Raw genomic sequence first — 14,799 nt, 5'->3', positions numbered from 1 at the left:
ATCGACTACGGAACCGGTAGGTTCCCGAGCCTAGAACCAGTTGCGCTTGCCGCCGACCTCGGACAGCCACTGGTTGAGGTACGCCGCCCAGTCGGTCCCCTGCCAGTCGTGCAGACCCACCTGGAACGAGCGGTAGGTGTCCGAGCCCTCGCTGAACAGACCGGCCTTCTTGTCCATCTCCAGGACGACGTCCATCGCGTGCTCGTCGGAGACGAAACTCAGCTCGACCTGGTTCAGGCCCCGGTACTGCGACGGCGGGAAGAACTCGATCTCCTGGTAGAACGGCAGCCGCTGCCGCGTTCCGCGGATGTGCCCGCGCTCCATGTCCGCGCTCTTGAAGCGGAAGCCCAGCCGGACGAAGGCGTCCAGGATCGCCTGCTGAGCCGGCAGCGGATGCACGTTGATCGGGTCCAGGTCGGTCGAGTCGATGGCGCGGGCGATCGCCAGTTCGGTCGTCACCCCGATGTGCATCCCGCGCAGCGCCTGACCGTCGATCATCGTGATCGGGGTCTCCCAGGGGATCTCCAGACCGAACGGCACTGCGTGCACCGCGCCCGCCTGCAGCTCGAAGGCACCACCGAGCCGTACCTTGGTGAACTCGATGTCCTGCTTGTACTCCTCCTCGCCCCTCTCCACTTCGACCTTGGCCTGCAGGCCCACGGACAGTCCTTCGATGCGCTGGTTCACGGAGCCGCCCTGGATCCGCACCTCACCCTGGACCACGCCACCCGGCACGACGTTGACCTCGGTCAGCACCGTCTCCACCGAAGCCCCACCGGCACCGAGGCTCGCGAGCAGCTTCTTGAACGCCATGACTCTCCTTTACGAACGGACCCTCGCCCCGTACAAACGCGATCCGTCCCAGCCCGGTTCCGTCAGGACACCGGCCTGACGGGACTATCCTCGGAGGGCATGATCGCGCCCCCGGACGGTACGCCACTGCCCCGTGACTTCTTCGACCGCCCGGTCCTGGAGGTCGCCCCCGACCTTCTCGGGCGCGTCCTGGTACGGACCACTCCCGACGGCCCGATCGCCCTCCGCCTCACCGAAGTCGAGGCCTACGACGGCCCGAACCCGGGCTCGCACGCCCACCGCGGACGCACCGCCCGCAACGCGGTGATGTTCGGTCCGCCCGGACATGCGTACGTCTACTTCACCTACGGCATGTCAAGGCGGTCAGCATGAACGTCGATCTCGCCCACCCTGCCGAAGAGGTCGCCCCGAAGCTGCTCGGGAGTGTACTCACCTGTAAGTCCCCGGAGGGCACCGTGAGCATCGCCATTACGGAGACCGAGGCGTACTCCGGCGCGGCCGACTCGGCTTCCCATGCCTACCGGGGCCGGACACCCCGTAACGCGGTCATGTTCGGACCCGCAGGACACCTGTACGTGTACCGGTCCCACGGTCTCCACTGGTGCGCCAACGTCGTCACCGGGACGGACGGCATCGCCTCGGCCGTCCTCATCCGGGCAGGCAGGGTCATCGAGGGCGAAGACCTGGCACGTAAGCGACGAGGGGAGGCGATCGAGAGCCCACGTCTCGCCCGGGGCCCGGGGAACTTCTGCCAGGCACTCGGCATCACGGGAGAGCACAACGGCGCAGACCTCCTGGAAGGTCCCTCGGTCGTGTTGTCCGAGGGAGAGCCTGTATCTGCCGCGCTCATCCAGGTTGGTCCTCGGGTAGGCGTGAGCAAGGCCCACGACTGGCAACACCGGTTCTACCTCGCCGGTGATCCGACGGTCTCGGCGTACCGGCTGAGCCCGAGAGTCAAACCGACAACCGGAGCCTGACCCGCTGTGCGCCTTGCTGACGGCCCGCCGGTGAATCGGTGCGGTAGGGGTCAGGCGGTGCGTAATCGTCCGCGAGCGCGGCGCGTGGCGCGTCCCTGGCCGGTCGAGTGACTGCTGGCGTGCGCCGATTCGCAGGCTCCGCCGGTAGTGATGTCGTACTCCGCTTCTATGCTCCTGCGATGACGTCTTACGAAGGAACGCATCCCACCGTTCTCGTCCGAGTCGGCAACCTCCAGGCCCAGATCGACGAGCAGCTTGCACCAGCCATCCAGGCGATCTGGGAGTGCGGCATCGACACGTTCACCTGCTGCCAGGACCTGGCCGAGAGCAACGCGGACTGGCCGGTGAAGTTGCCGCACATGGCGGAGTGGGTGGAGTCCCGCCGCGGTTGGATGCTCATCGACTTCCCGGTGGACAGCGGACTCGTCTTCCTTTCAGCCGTCGCGAATGCCGGACCGCGAGACGCCTTCTACGTGCGGATGACCCACTGGGCCGCCCCCGACGCCTGGGACGTGAAGATCAAGCCGATGGACGCGGCGATGTTTCAGGGGGACCAGCCGTCGGACTTCGGCCTGCGCCTCCTGCAGGTCAGCTTCCCTGCCTACGATCTGCCGGAACTGACCCGGCGTCTCAGCGAACACGCCGCGGGCCGTACGGTGGCGCCTGCCCCCGCCGACTGGAGCACGGTGGTCGCTGGTGCCGCATCAGGCAACGTTCGCCCTGTTCACGACCTCGCGGAGAAGAGGGCGTGCTCCTCGTACCCGGCGAACTCCTTCAGGTATGCCTGAACGTCTCTGCCGTCGCGGAGTACGAGACTTCCCGCGGTGGTCTCGATGGTGACCAACGCGGCATCGTAGATGGTGAACGTACTCAGAGGGGTTCGGGGCGTCGCTGTCCCTACGGGGATCACCCCGATCTGAACGTTCGGGAGGTAGGACAGGGATGCGAGCCGGTCCATCTGCTCGGCCAGCGCCAGTGGGGAGACGACCGGCCAGCGAACCGCCTGCTCGGTCAGAACGAACGTGAACCGCTTCGAGGCGTCGTAGAGGACAGCTTGCCGTCCCAGCTTCCCCGCTACGGCCTTGCTTGTGTCGGCCGTCGAGTGGGCGAGGCTCGCCCGTACGTACTCCGGTGTTGCGAGCAGTCCGGTAACCATCGAGAGCAGGAAGTAGCGCATGCGCGTAGACGACGCTTCGAGCGACTTCAGCTCCGCCTGCCTCGTACAGGCCCCTTGCGCCGAAGTTCTCGGAGGTTCCGCCACTCGGTGTTCGCCATCCTGGCGAGGGCGGAGACCTCGGCGACCAGTTCCGGCGGAGCGTCCAGCGCGCGCAAGATCTGCTCGACGTCCACCAGGGACGGCCGTGTCCGGCCGTTCTCGATGCGAGACACCTTCGACTGGGACATGTTGCAGCGCGCCGCAAGCCGGTCCCCTGAGAGGCCGGCTCGCCTGCGCAAGTCCCGCAGCAGTGTGGCGAGTTCGGTACCAGACTCGCCGAGCTGCTCAGCTTCGAACGTCACTCCGCCACGCGCTCCGCGTACTCCAGGAAGGGAACCGACTCGGCAACTGCGATGCGCTGCCACTCGACGAACGGCGCGGGGTCACCCTCGTACAGCTCTCGGCTGGTCTGTGTGCCGTCGCCCTCGTAGCGCATCAGGACGACCGTCGAGCGGTCGAACATCCAGAAGTCCTCGACATCCGGCAACGGGTTCTCTCGCTCGGTCACGTCAAGGATGCGGATGTCCTCCCCGGCGAGCACGTGCGGGGCGTAGTACCGGGAGAACTCGAAGCGCAGATACTCGGAGAGCGGCCGAGTCAGAACGTGCACTCGCCCCTTGCTCTTACCCTCGCCACGCAGCCGCTTCAAGTCTTCCGTGCAGGCGGACGAGTAGGCGTGCGGGTCCACGCGGTTGCCTGCCCGGAAGGCTTCAAGTTCTTCCGCCTCCTGCGGTACGAGGTACTGGGGCAGGGTCTCCAGCCGCCACGCTTCCGTCCGGAAACCGCGGAGTGTCGCCCGCCACTCATCACCATCCAAGAGCACGAACGGCCTCCCGAAGAACGCCCTCGGGGATCTCCACGAGCCCTTCCCCCTGCGGGGGAGTGAAGGCGTCGGATACGTCACCCCGAACCGCGATGGAGCCGGAAGCGGTCCGGTAGACGTTCGGGCAGTCGTCCTCTCCCCATGTGCCGTTGCCGTTGTCAGTGAGCCGAGTCAGTTCTTCGCGTGCCATGCGGAACCCCCCTGACGTGTCGGCCCGGCCGGGCCGCCTGAAGCGACCGTACGGGGGGCGCTCATGACCGCCCATGCACAGACGTGACTCGTGCACGTTGTTGCATGAACTGGGCAGCGAGAGGCGCGCACAGAGGCTCCGAGGATGTACGACTCCTTCCCGCCGGGTATGACGACAGGCCCGGCCCGACTCGCGTCAGACAGGGTCCGTCGTCACTCGGCGCCGTCGGCCGGGCCGGCCCTCCGCGATCGGATCTCAGGGGTTCCGGAACGTGATCCGGCAGTGCTCGCCCTTGGAGGATCGGACTCCTCGACCGCGCGGCATCAGCTCGACTAGCTCGCAGACCTGCATGACGACGGTCCGCACGTAGTCGATGCGGTCAGGGTCTTCGTAGTCCAGCTCCTCCCACAGGTACTCGACGTCGCCCAGGTCGACGCGCACCCGATTCGATGCCAGGTCTGCCAGCTCTGTGCGGATCTTGGTCAGGTCGGCGTCACACCTGCTGATGCCCGTCCGCAGGTGTGACGCGTCGATGTCCCCCACGGCGAACATCTCCGCCAGGGCGGTACGCCTCTCGGAGGCGGCCGTCTCCTCGGCCAGCAGCTCGGCCTCTCGCTCCTCGTCCGCGGCATCCGTGGCCGGTGCCGCGTTCCACTCCTCGGCCCTGTCGATGACCTTCCTGACCACGAAGGAGTCGAGCGGGTCCGCGGGGCAGGTGATGCACCGGTCACCCGAGCAGGTGTAGATGCGGTACCGCTCTCCTGCCGCGTTCTTCTTACTCCACCCTCAGGGCCCCGGCGTTTGCCCGGGTCGTCCGGTTTGATCATGTGATGCCGTAGAGGCTGAGGACGAGGGTGCGTTCGGTGTGGGCCCGGCGTCCGGCGGCGGTGTTGACGTACCCGGCAAGCTTGAGCGCACCGCGGATCAGGTCGCGGACGGCGGCGAGGACTGAGGGCGTGTTGTGGGTCCTGACCTGGGACTTGTCCTCGTTGAAGGTCACATCCCGACACCAGTGGACGATGTTCTCCACCGTCCAGTGTCCGCGAGCCCATGAAGCGATCTCGGCGGCACTCGCCTCCTCGGCGGGCAGGTCGGTGATGGCGTAGACGGTCTCGCTGGACCACTTCTTCGCGCCGTAGAGGCGGCGTCTGCGCTGGATGCGCAGGACCTGGGCCGCGTGGGGGAATAGCAGGCCGTTGACGGTGACGACCTGGACGAGACGCTGTTCGTGGCGGCCGTGACCGCGGGCGTCGTCACGGTGGATGACGGGGATCTCCTTCCAGGGCAGGGCGTGAAGTTGACGGGCTTGGCCGCGCTGGTTGTTCTTGATGGTCAGCAGGTAGTGGGCGCCGCGTTCGTGCAGGTAGGTGGCGTGGTCGCGTTGGGCGTGGAGGGCGTCGGCGGTGACGACGGCCTCCTTGAGATCGGCGTCGTCGAGCTGGTCGAGAAGGGGTTGGAACTCCGGTATTTCGTTGGTCTTCGCGCCGATCTCGCGGGAGGCGAGGGTGATGCCGTCGCCGTGCCGGACGGCGGAGAGCACGAAGACCCGGCTGCCGTCCGGGCGTTTCGCACTGCGCAGGCACTTGCCGTCCACCGCGATGGCCCGGCGCCGGGAGCGCACCGGTTCGGCGCGGGCGGCCGCCCGGTGGGCGCGGCGCTGTTCGCGTTCGATACCGCCGTCGGGCATGAGCGGCTCGGGAGAGTGGGACGCCGTGGAGAGCAGGGGCCGCAGGTGGTCGTAGCCGGCCGCGCTGACCTCCCCGGGATCGAGCCGCCCCAGAACGGTGCGCAAGGTCTTCTCGCTCGGGATCCGGTAGCGGCCGAGCAACGGATGGTAGGGCAGACCGAAGGCAGCCAGTTCCTCGGGGGCGGCGCGTCTGCACCACTCCGCCGCCGCGGTGATGGAGTCGTGGCCCGCCGGGGTCATCGCACAGACCACCAGGGCCAGCAGCGAGGAGACCCGGTAGCGCACCCCGCACGCCCCGCGAGGATCGGTGACCGACTCGAACTCGGCAACCAGGCCGCGGACATGGCCTCGCGCGGCATCCGAGCCGAGGGCCTCCAAGCGGGGCGCCACAGAGACGGGAACGACGGCAGGGGATGATGGAGGAACGAACACGGCACCTTCGTGGATCTTGCAGCGTAGAGAACTCCATGATCCACAGGTGCCGTGTTCATCTACTTCCAGGCCCCGCCAGCATGATCAACCGGCCCAGGCCGGGGCGATCCGGGCAAACGCCGGGGCCCTGCTCCACCCTTGAGTGACGACGGCCTGACACTTCGAGCAGCGGACCACGCCGGACAGCAGGGCCTGGCGCTTGCCGCCGCCGCCCGTGTTGCGCTCGGGGTCGCTCAGGCAGCGGACCAGCGCACGGAATATGCCCTTGGAGACGATCGCCTCCCAGTTGCCCGGGCCGGTCTCCTCGGTCCGCCGCACGCGCGTCCCGTCCGGCTTCTCGACCCACCGCGAGTACGTCTGGATTCCCGCGTTCCTCGGCTTCAAGAGGACCATCCGGAGGTTCGAGCTGCGCCACTCCTTGCCGTGCGGCGATAGCAGCCCACGCGTGTTCCAGCCCTGCGCCATGTGGCACTGCATGAACCTCGTCTGCGGTCCCGAAGGTCGAGCGAGTGCCGTTCTGCTCCGCGCAGGCGAAGCCGTCAAGGGCACCGAACTCGCCCGCAAACGACGACTTTCGGCACGGAATGACAAGGAATTGGCCAAGGGGCCGGCCCGACTGGCCATGGCTCTGGAGATCGACCGGACCCTGGACGGCACGGACGCCTGCGCCTCCGGCGACACGCCCCTTTGGATGCTGACCGGGACGCCCGTCCCCGCTGAGCAGGTGCGCAGCGGGCCGCGTACCGGAGTCGCCGGCCAGGGAGGGAACGGCGGCGCCCACCCATGGCGGTACTGGGTCGCCGGCGACCCGACGGTGAGCCCCTATCGGGCCCACACGCCGAGGCGCAGCAGAAGTTGACGCACCCCTGGAAGGTGCGTAATGTATCCCGAGCCGCTGAACCGGGTACGGCGATTGCCTGCAGCCGGAGCGGCCAACCCACTACTCAGCCTCAACCCTCCAGCGGGGTCGATTGTTGCGTGCGTGCGCGCCTAAATCGAACTTGCGAGACTCGATTATGAGTCGTCGAGGGAGTCGGCTACCGTAGTGAATGTCGAAAGGCCAGAGGCGAAAGCCGAAAGCCTTCAGACAAACCCTCCTGACTGGGAGTCAGACGCCGAAAGGATCTGATAGAGTCGGGAACGCCGGAAAGGGAAACGCGGAAGCGGGAACCTGGAAAGCACCGAGGAAATCGGATCGGAAAGATCTGATAGAGTCGGAAACACCGAAGGGAAGCGCCCGGAGGAAAGCCCGAGAGGGTGAGTACGAAGGAAGCGTCCGTTCCTTGAGAACTCAACAGCGTGCCAAAAGTCAACGCCAGATATGTTGATACCCCGTCTACCGGATTATTCCGGTGGCGAGGTTCCTTTGAAAAACACACAGCGAGGACGCTGTGAACGGTCGGGGTTATTTCCCCTGATTGTTCCGCTCTCGTGGTGTTCACCCCGATGACGGGGAAAGCATTCACGGAGAGTTTGATCCTGGCTCAGGACGAACGCTGGCGGCGTGCTTAACACATGCAAGTCGAACGATGAACCTCCTTCGGGAGGGGATTAGTGGCGAACGGGTGAGTAACACGTGGGCAATCTGCCCTGCACTCTGGGACAAGCCCTGGAAACGGGGTCTAATACCGGATATGAGTTCCTACCGCATGGTAGGGGCTGGAAAGCTCCGGCGGTGCAGGATGAGCCCGCGGCCTATCAGCTTGTTGGTGAGGTAATGGCTCACCAAGGCGACGACGGGTAGCCGGCCTGAGAGGGCGACCGGCCACACTGGGACTGAGACACGGCCCAGACTCCTACGGGAGGCAGCAGTGGGGAATATTGCACAATGGGCGCAAGCCTGATGCAGCGACGCCGCGTGAGGGATGACGGCCTTCGGGTTGTAAACCTCTTTCAGCAGGGAAGAAGCGAAAGTGACGGTACCTGCAGAAGAAGCGCCGGCTAACTACGTGCCAGCAGCCGCGGTAATACGTAGGGCGCAAGCGTTGTCCGGAATTATTGGGCGTAAAGAGCTCGTAGGCGGCTTGTCGCGTCGGTTGTGAAAGCCCGGGGCTTAACCCCGGGTCTGCAGTCGATACGGGCAGGCTAGAGTTCGGTAGGGGAGATCGGAATTCCTGGTGTAGCGGTGAAATGCGCAGATATCAGGAGGAACACCGGTGGCGAAGGCGGATCTCTGGGCCGATACTGACGCTGAGGAGCGAAAGCGTGGGGAGCGAACAGGATTAGATACCCTGGTAGTCCACGCCGTAAACGGTGGGCACTAGGTGTGGGCAACATTCCACGTTGTCCGTGCCGCAGCTAACGCATTAAGTGCCCCGCCTGGGGAGTACGGCCGCAAGGCTAAAACTCAAAGGAATTGACGGGGGCCCGCACAAGCGGCGGAGCATGTGGCTTAATTCGACGCAACGCGAAGAACCTTACCAAGGCTTGACATACACCGGAAACATCCAGAGATGGGTGCCCCCTTGTGGTCGGTGTACAGGTGGTGCATGGCTGTCGTCAGCTCGTGTCGTGAGATGTTGGGTTAAGTCCCGCAACGAGCGCAACCCTTGTCCCGTGTTGCCAGCAGGCCCTTGTGGTGCTGGGGACTCACGGGAGACCGCCGGGGTCAACTCGGAGGAAGGTGGGGACGACGTCAAGTCATCATGCCCCTTATGTCTTGGGCTGCACACGTGCTACAATGGCCGGTACAATGAGCTGCGATACCGTGAGGTGGAGCGAATCTCAAAAAGCCGGTCTCAGTTCGGATTGGGGTCTGCAACTCGACCCCATGAAGTCGGAGTCGCTAGTAATCGCAGATCAGCATTGCTGCGGTGAATACGTTCCCGGGCCTTGTACACACCGCCCGTCACGTCACGAAAGTCGGTAACACCCGAAGCCGGTGGCCCAACCCCTTGTGGGAGGGAGCTGTCGAAGGTGGGACTGGCGATTGGGACGAAGTCGTAACAAGGTAGCCGTACCGGAAGGTGCGGCTGGATCACCTCCTTTCTAAGGAGCATTTCTAGCCGGGTTTTTGCCTGGTTCAGAGGCCAGTACATCAGCGAGTGTCTGATGCTGGTTGCTCATGGGTGGAACGTTGACTATTCGGCACGGTGGGTCTGTATGGGATCGCTAGTACTGCTTCGGCGTGGAACGTGATGGTCATTGGCTGGCTGTGTCGGGCATGCTGTTGGGTGTCTGAGGGAATGATTTTCCTCGGTTGCCGGTCCCAGTGTACTTGGGCTCCTTGTGGGGGTTCGGGGTGATGGGTGGCTGGTCGTTGTTTGAGAACTGCACAGTGGACGCGAGCATCTGTGGCCAAGTTTTTAAGGGCGCACGGTGGATGCCTTGGCACCAGGAACCGATGAAGGACGTGGGAGGCCGCGATAGTCCCCGGGGAGTCGTCAACCAGGCTTTGATCCGGGGGTTTCCGAATGGGGAAACCCGGCAGTCGTCATGGGCTGTCACCCGCTGCTGAACACATAGGCAGTGTGGAGGGAACGAGGGGAAGTGAAACATCTCAGTACCCTCAGGAAGAGAAAACAACCGTGATTCCGGGAGTAGTGGCGAGCGAAACTGGATGAGGCTAAACCGTATGCGTGTGAGACCCGGCAGGGGTTGCGTATACGGGGTTGTGGGAGTGAGCTTCAGTCGTCTGCCGGCGGCTGGGTGAGTCAGAAACCGTTGCGGTAGGCGAAGGGCATGCGAAAGGCCCGGCGTAGAGGGTAAGACCCCCGTAGCTGAAATCGTGACGGCTTGCTTGTTCATTTCCCAAGTAGCACGGGGCCCGAGAAATCCCGTGTGAATCTGGCGGGACCACCCGCTAAGCCTAAATATTCCCTGGTGACCGATAGCGGATAGTACCGTGAGGGAATGGTGAAAAGTACCCCGGGAGGGGAGTGAAATAGTACCTGAAACCGTGTGCCTACAAGCCGTGGGAGCGTCGGAAGCACTTTGGTGTTTCTCGTGACTGCGTGCCTTTTGAAGAATGAGCCTGCGAGTTTGCGGTGTGTTGCGAGGTTAACCCGTGTGGGGAAGCCGTAGCGAAAGCGAGTCCGAATAGGGCGGTGGAGTAGCACGCTCAAGACCCGAAGCGGAGTGATCTAGCCATGGGCAGGTTGAAGCGGAGGTAAGACTTCGTGGAGGACCGAACCCACCAGGGTTGAAAACCTGGGGGATGACCTGTGGTTAGGGGTGAAAGGCCAATCAAACTCCGTGATAGCTGGTTCTCCCCGAAATGCATTTAGGTGCAGCGTCGTGTGTTTCTTGCCGGAGGTAGAGCACTGGATAGGCGATGGGCCCTACCGGGTTACTGACCTTAGCCAAACTCCGAATGCCGGTAAGTGAGAGCGCGGCAGTGAGACTGTGGGGGATAAGCTCCATGGTCGAGAGGGAAACAGCCCAGAGCATCGACTAAGGCCCCTAAGCGTACGCTAAGTGGGAAAGGATGTGGAGTCGCAGAGACAACCAGGAGGTTGGCTTAGAAGCAGCCACCCTTGAAAGAGTGCGTAATAGCTCACTGGTCTAGTGATTCCGCGCCGACAATGTAGCGGGGCTCAAGCGTACCGCCGAAGTCGTGTCATTGCAGTATGTACTCCTAACGGAGGCTGTGATGGGTAGGGGAGCGTCGTCTGCCGGGTGAAGCGGCACTGGAAGGTAGTCGTGGACGGTTGACGAGTGAGAATGCAGGCATGAGTAGCGATACAAACGTGAGAAACGTTTGCGCCGATTGACTAAGGGTTCCTGGGTCAAGCTGATCTGCCCAGGGTAAGTCGGGACCTAAGGCGAGGCCGACAGGCGTAGTCGATGGATAACCGGTTGATATTCCGGTACCCGCTGTGAAGCGAAAAACATTGAATCCAGTGATGCTAAGCCCGTGAAACCGCCCGTTGTCGGCTTTGCCGTCAGGGGGAGTGGTGGAGCCGGTGATCCGAGCTGGTAGTAGGTGAGTGATGGGGTGACGCAGGAAGGTAGTCCATCCCGGGCGGTGGTTGTCCCGGGGTAAGGGTGTAGGCCGTGAGGTAGGTAAATCCGCCTTGCATGTGGTTGAGACCTGATGCCGAGCCGATTGTGGCGAAGTGGATGATCCTATGCTGTCGAGAAAAGCCTCTAGCGAGTTTTATGGCGGCCCGTACCCTAAACCGACTCAGGTGGTCAGGTAGAGAATACCGAGGCGTTCGGGTGAACTATGGTTAAGGAACTCGGCAAAATGCCCCCGTAACTTCGGGAGAAGGGGGGCCATTTCTGGTGAGGGGATTTACTTCCTGAGCTGGGGGTGGCCGCAGAGACCAGCGAGAAGCGACTGTTTACTAAAAACACAGGTCCGTGCGAAGCCGTAAGGCGATGTATACGGACTGACGCCTGCCCGGTGCTGGAACGTTAAGGGGACCGGTTAGCTCACTTTCGGGTGGGCGAAGCTGAGAACTTAAGCGCCAGTAAACGGCGGTGGTAACTATAACCATCCTAAGGTAGCGAAATTCCTTGTCGGGTAAGTTCCGACCTGCACGAATGGCGTAACGACTTCTCGACTGTCTCAACCATAGGCCCGGTGAAATTGCACTACGAGTAAAGATGCTCGTTTCGCGCAGCAGGACGGAAAGACCCCGGGACCTTTACTACAGTTTGATATTGGTGTTCGGTTCGGCTTGTGTAGGATAGCTGGGAGACTGTGAAGCGGGCACGCCAGTGTTTGTGGAGTCGTCGTTGAAATACCAGTCTGGTCGTGCTGGATGTCTAACCTGGGTCCGTGATCCGGATCAGGGACAGTGTCTGATGGGTAGTTTAACTGGGGCGGTTGCCTCCTAAAGAGTAACGGAGGCGCCCAAAGGTTCCCTCAGCCTGGTTGGCAATCAGGTGTTGAGTGTAAGTGCACAAGGGAGCTTGACTGTGAGACCGACGGGTCGAGCAGGGACGAAAGTCGGGACTAGTGATCCGGCGGTGGCTTGTGGAAGCGCCGTCGCTCAACGGATAAAAGGTACCCCGGGGATAACAGGCTGATCTTCCCCAAGAGTCCATATCGACGGGATGGTTTGGCACCTCGATGTCGGCTCGTCGCATCCTGGGGCTGGAGTCGGTCCCAAGGGTTGGGCTGTTCGCCCATTAAAGCGGTACGCGAGCTGGGTTTAGAACGTCGTGAGACAGTTCGGTCCCTATCCGCTGTGCGCGTAGGAGTCTTGAGAAGGGCTGTCCCTAGTACGAGAGGACCGGGACGGACGAACCTCTGGTGTGCCAGTTGTTCTGCCAAGGGCATGGCTGGTTGGCTACGTTCGGGAGGGATAACCGCTGAAAGCATCTAAGCGGGAAGCCTGCTTCGAGATGAGGACTCCCACCCACTTGATGGGGTAAGGCTCCCAGTAGACGACTGGGTTGATAGGCCAGATATGGAAGCCGGGTAACCGGTGGAGTTGACTGGTACTAATAGGCCGAGGGCTTGTCCATTGATGCTCGCGTCCACTGTGTTGGTTCTGAGACAACGGCCGTTGTCGGCTTTTGAGCAGAACGCATAACTAAAGAGTGTGCTTGTTCGCTCGAAACCATTAGGGTTTCGGTGGTCATAGCGTGAGGGAAACGCCCGGTTACATTTCGAACCCGGAAGCTAAGCCTCACAGCGCCGATGGTACTGCAGGGGGGACCCTGTGGGAGAGTAGGACACCGCCGAACAATTCTTGGAGGACCCCTGGTCCCAGCGTTCAGCTGGGACCAGGGGTCCTTTTGTTTTTACAATGCTTGCGGTACCGAAGACAGGAGTCGCCATGTCCACCAACTCTCCCGACGACCGACCGGAGCGCGATCAGCGGCGACGGGACAGTGGTGACCGAGGCGGCTACCGCGGTGACCGTGGTGGCTTCCGTCGTGATGACAGTCGTGGTGGTTACGGTCGCCGTGATGAGCGCCGTGATGAGCGCCGTGATGACCGTGGTGGCTTCCGTCGTGACGACCGCGAGCGCACTGAGCGCGGCGGTTTCCGTCGTGATGACCGTCGTGACGACCGTGACCGCACTGACCGTCGTGATGACAGTCGTGGTGGCTACCGTCGCGAGGGTGACCGGGGGTCTCGTCCGGCGTTTCACCGGGACGATCGGGACCGTGGGCCGCGTCGTGACGACCGTCGTGACGAGCGTGGGGAGCGTAGTTTCCGCCGGGACGACCGCCGGGACGACCGTGGCGGTGACCGCCGGGACGACCGCCGGGACGACCGTGGCGGTGACCGTGGTGGCTTCCGTCGTGATGACAGTCGTGGTGGTTACGGTCGCCGTGATGAGCGCCGTGATGACCGTGGTGGCTTCCGTCGTGACGACCGCGAGCGCACTGAGCGCGGCGGTTTCCGTCGTGATGACCGTCGTGACGACCGTGACCGCACTGACCGTCGTGATGACAGTCGTGGTGGCTACCGTCGCGAGGGTGACCGGGGGTCTCGTCCGGCGTTTCACCGGGACGATCGGGACCGTGGGCCGCGTCGTGACGACCGTCGTGACGAGCGTGGGGAGCGTAGTTTCCGCCGGGACGACCGCCGGGACGACCGTGGCGGTGACCGCCGGGACGACCGTGGCGGTGACCGTGGTGGCTTCCGTCGTGATGACAGTCGTGGTGGTTACGGTCGCCGTGATGAGCGCCGTGATGACCGTGGTGGCTTCCGTCGTGACGACCGCGAGCGCACTGAGCGCGGCGGTTTCCGTCGTGATGACCGTCGTGACGACCGTGACCGCACTGACCGTGGTGGTTTCCGTGGTCGCGAAGACCGAGGTGCACGTGGACCCCGTCGTGACGACCGCGGTGGTCGGCCCGGCGGCTACCGCGGACGGGACGGACGGGACGGGCGGGACGACCGGCGTGGCGGTGGCCGCTTCCGTGATGACCGGGACCGGGACCGGGAGCCGATCAAGCGGTTGCCGATCCCGGAGGACATCACCGGCGAGGAGATCGACAAGGACGTACGGCAAGAGCTGCAGAGTCTGCCCAAGACCCTCGCGGACGACGTCGCCAAGAACCTGGTGATGGTCGCTCGTCTCATCGACGAGGACCCCGAGGCCGCGTACGGGTACGCGAAGGTGGCTCTGCGTCTCGCGTCCCGCGTGGCCGCCGTACGCGAGGCCGCTGGCTTCGCCGCGTACGCCAGCCAGAAGTACAGCGAGGCTCTGGCCGAGTTCCGGGCTGCCCGGCGGATGACCGGAACCGTGGAGCTGTGGCCGGTGATGGCCGACTGCGAGCGCGGGCTCGGACGGCCGGAGAAGACGCTGGACATGGCCGGCGCCGCGGAGGTGCACAAGCTGGACAAGGCCGGGCAGGTCGAGATGCGGCTGGTCGCAGCCGGGGCCCGGCGTGACATGGGTCAGCTGGACGCGGCGATCGTCACCCTGCAGAGTCCCGAGCTCGCCTCCAATGCCGTACATCCGTGGACTGCACGCCTTCGGTACGCCTACGCCGACGCGCTGCTGGCCGTCGGCCGGGAGCGCGAGGCGCGGGAGTGGTTCGCGAAGGCCGTGGAGGCCGATCGGGACGGTAGCACCGACGCCTCGGACCGGCTCGCCGCGCTGGACGGTGTGGAGTTCGTCGATGTCCTCGACGACGGCGATGACGCGGGCGAGGACGGCAAGAGCGGTGACGCCGCGGACGACTCCACCGGTTCCTCCGTGCCGGACGGGGACGAGTGACCCGACAGAGCGACACGGTGAATCCGGTGTG

General features: G+C 63.9%; 12 protein-coding genes, 3 rRNA genes and 2 pseudogenes. 8 read left to right on the top strand and 9 right to left on the bottom strand.

The window, feature by feature from the left end; genetic code table 11:
- Window positions 1-30: 30 nt before the first annotated feature.
- Window positions 31-813, bottom strand: a complete 783-nt coding sequence (locus LK06_RS05875; protein ID WP_039658295.1) for a sporulation protein — start codon at window positions 811-813, stop codon at window positions 31-33.
- A 99-nt stretch (window positions 814-912) separates the two neighbouring features.
- On the opposite strand from LK06_RS05875, the pseudogene LK06_RS33950 reads away from it, so the two are divergent.
- The 3 genes and pseudogenes from LK06_RS33950 to LK06_RS05865 all read left to right on the top strand — a co-directional run.
- A pseudogene (locus tag LK06_RS33950) lies at window positions 913-1,167 on the top strand (DNA-3-methyladenine glycosylase); the annotation flags it as partial.
- A 14-nt stretch (window positions 1,168-1,181) separates the two neighbouring features.
- Window positions 1,182-1,790 carry a DNA-3-methyladenine glycosylase gene (locus LK06_RS33945; RefSeq protein WP_043433315.1) on the top strand — a complete coding sequence of 203 codons (609 nt, stop codon included), beginning with the start codon at window positions 1,182-1,184 and terminating at the stop codon, window positions 1,788-1,790.
- A gap of 179 nt (window positions 1,791-1,969) precedes the next feature.
- Window positions 1,970-2,578, top strand: coding sequence for a hypothetical protein (locus LK06_RS05865; RefSeq protein WP_039658292.1), 609 nt, complete (start codon window positions 1,970-1,972; stop codon window positions 2,576-2,578).
- Here the strand turns inward: LK06_RS05865 and LK06_RS35035 are convergent.
- From LK06_RS35035 to LK06_RS32505, 7 genes are all read right to left on the bottom strand, one after another.
- Window positions 2,515-2,967, bottom strand: a complete 453-nt coding sequence (locus LK06_RS35035) for a DUF5753 domain-containing protein (RefSeq protein ID WP_324609114.1) — start codon at window positions 2,965-2,967, stop codon at window positions 2,515-2,517. The two genes, LK06_RS05865 and LK06_RS35035, sit on opposite strands and share 64 nt — an antisense overlap.
- Window positions 2,968-2,993: 26 nt before the next feature.
- The gene (locus LK06_RS35030) at window positions 2,994-3,308 is read right to left on the bottom strand and encodes a helix-turn-helix domain-containing protein (RefSeq protein ID WP_324609113.1); all 315 of its coding nucleotides are present in this window, start codon (window positions 3,306-3,308) and stop codon (window positions 2,994-2,996) included.
- Complete coding sequence (locus tag LK06_RS05855; protein ID WP_039658290.1) at window positions 3,305-3,829, bottom strand: DUF6879 family protein; 525 nt, start codon at window positions 3,827-3,829, stop codon at window positions 3,305-3,307. The genes LK06_RS35030 and LK06_RS05855 overlap by 4 nt, the downstream gene beginning before the upstream one ends.
- Window positions 3,813-4,019 carry a hypothetical protein gene (locus LK06_RS05850; protein WP_071659126.1) on the bottom strand — a complete coding sequence of 69 codons (207 nt, stop codon included), beginning with the start codon at window positions 4,017-4,019 and terminating at the stop codon, window positions 3,813-3,815. Before LK06_RS05850 ends, LK06_RS05855 begins: the two co-directional genes overlap by 17 nt.
- A gap of 255 nt (window positions 4,020-4,274) precedes the next feature.
- Window positions 4,275-4,706 carry a hypothetical protein gene (locus LK06_RS05845; protein WP_234367369.1) on the bottom strand — a complete coding sequence of 144 codons (432 nt, stop codon included), beginning with the start codon at window positions 4,704-4,706 and terminating at the stop codon, window positions 4,275-4,277.
- Window positions 4,707-4,842: 136 nt separating this feature from the next.
- Window positions 4,843-6,138, bottom strand: a complete 1,296-nt coding sequence (locus tag LK06_RS05840; RefSeq protein ID WP_052318896.1) for an ISAs1-like element IS1629 family transposase — start codon at window positions 6,136-6,138, stop codon at window positions 4,843-4,845.
- A gap of 84 nt (window positions 6,139-6,222) precedes the next feature.
- Window positions 6,223-6,603: a recombinase family protein gene (locus tag LK06_RS32505; RefSeq protein ID WP_234367368.1), complete on the bottom strand. Its 381-nt coding sequence runs from the start codon at window positions 6,601-6,603 to the stop codon at window positions 6,223-6,225.
- Here LK06_RS32505 and LK06_RS05830 point away from each other — a divergent pair.
- The 4 genes and pseudogenes from LK06_RS05830 to rrf form a co-directional block, all read left to right on the top strand.
- Window positions 6,599-6,997, top strand: a pseudogene (locus tag LK06_RS05830) (DNA-3-methyladenine glycosylase); the annotation flags it as partial. The gene LK06_RS32505 and the pseudogene LK06_RS05830 sit on opposite strands and share 5 nt — an antisense overlap.
- A 602-nt stretch (window positions 6,998-7,599) precedes the next feature.
- Window positions 7,600-9,126: ribosomal RNA gene (locus LK06_RS05820) — 16S ribosomal RNA — on the top strand.
- Between the two features lie 307 nt (window positions 9,127-9,433).
- Window positions 9,434-12,555, top strand: a 23S ribosomal RNA gene (locus LK06_RS05815).
- 105 nt (window positions 12,556-12,660) lie between these two features.
- Window positions 12,661-12,777: ribosomal RNA gene (gene rrf, locus LK06_RS05810) — 5S ribosomal RNA — on the top strand.
- Together the 16S, 23S and 5S rRNA genes form the textbook arrangement of a ribosomal RNA operon.
- Window positions 12,778-12,806: 29 nt before the next feature.
- On the opposite strand, the gene LK06_RS34030 is transcribed toward rrf, so the two are convergent.
- Window positions 12,807-14,057 (bottom strand): hypothetical protein, encoded by a 1,251-nt coding sequence (locus LK06_RS34030; RefSeq protein WP_199838660.1) that lies wholly within the window; start codon window positions 14,055-14,057, stop codon window positions 12,807-12,809.
- Between LK06_RS34030 and LK06_RS34025 the strand changes: the two genes are divergently transcribed.
- Complete coding sequence (locus LK06_RS34025; RefSeq protein ID WP_078886255.1) at window positions 14,004-14,768, top strand: tetratricopeptide repeat protein; 765 nt, start codon at window positions 14,004-14,006, stop codon at window positions 14,766-14,768. The two genes, LK06_RS34030 and LK06_RS34025, sit on opposite strands and share 54 nt — an antisense overlap.
- The last annotated feature ends 31 nt before the right edge of the window (window positions 14,769-14,799 follow it).

Origin of the sequence: Streptomyces pluripotens (genome assembly GCF_000802245.2) — a bacterium.
In the GTDB taxonomy this organism is placed as follows: Bacteria; Actinomycetota; Actinomycetes; order Streptomycetales; family Streptomycetaceae; genus Streptomyces; species Streptomyces pluripotens.
The sequence above is the reverse complement of the archived record's forward strand: the minus strand, read 5'-3'. Positions and strand labels throughout refer to the sequence as shown.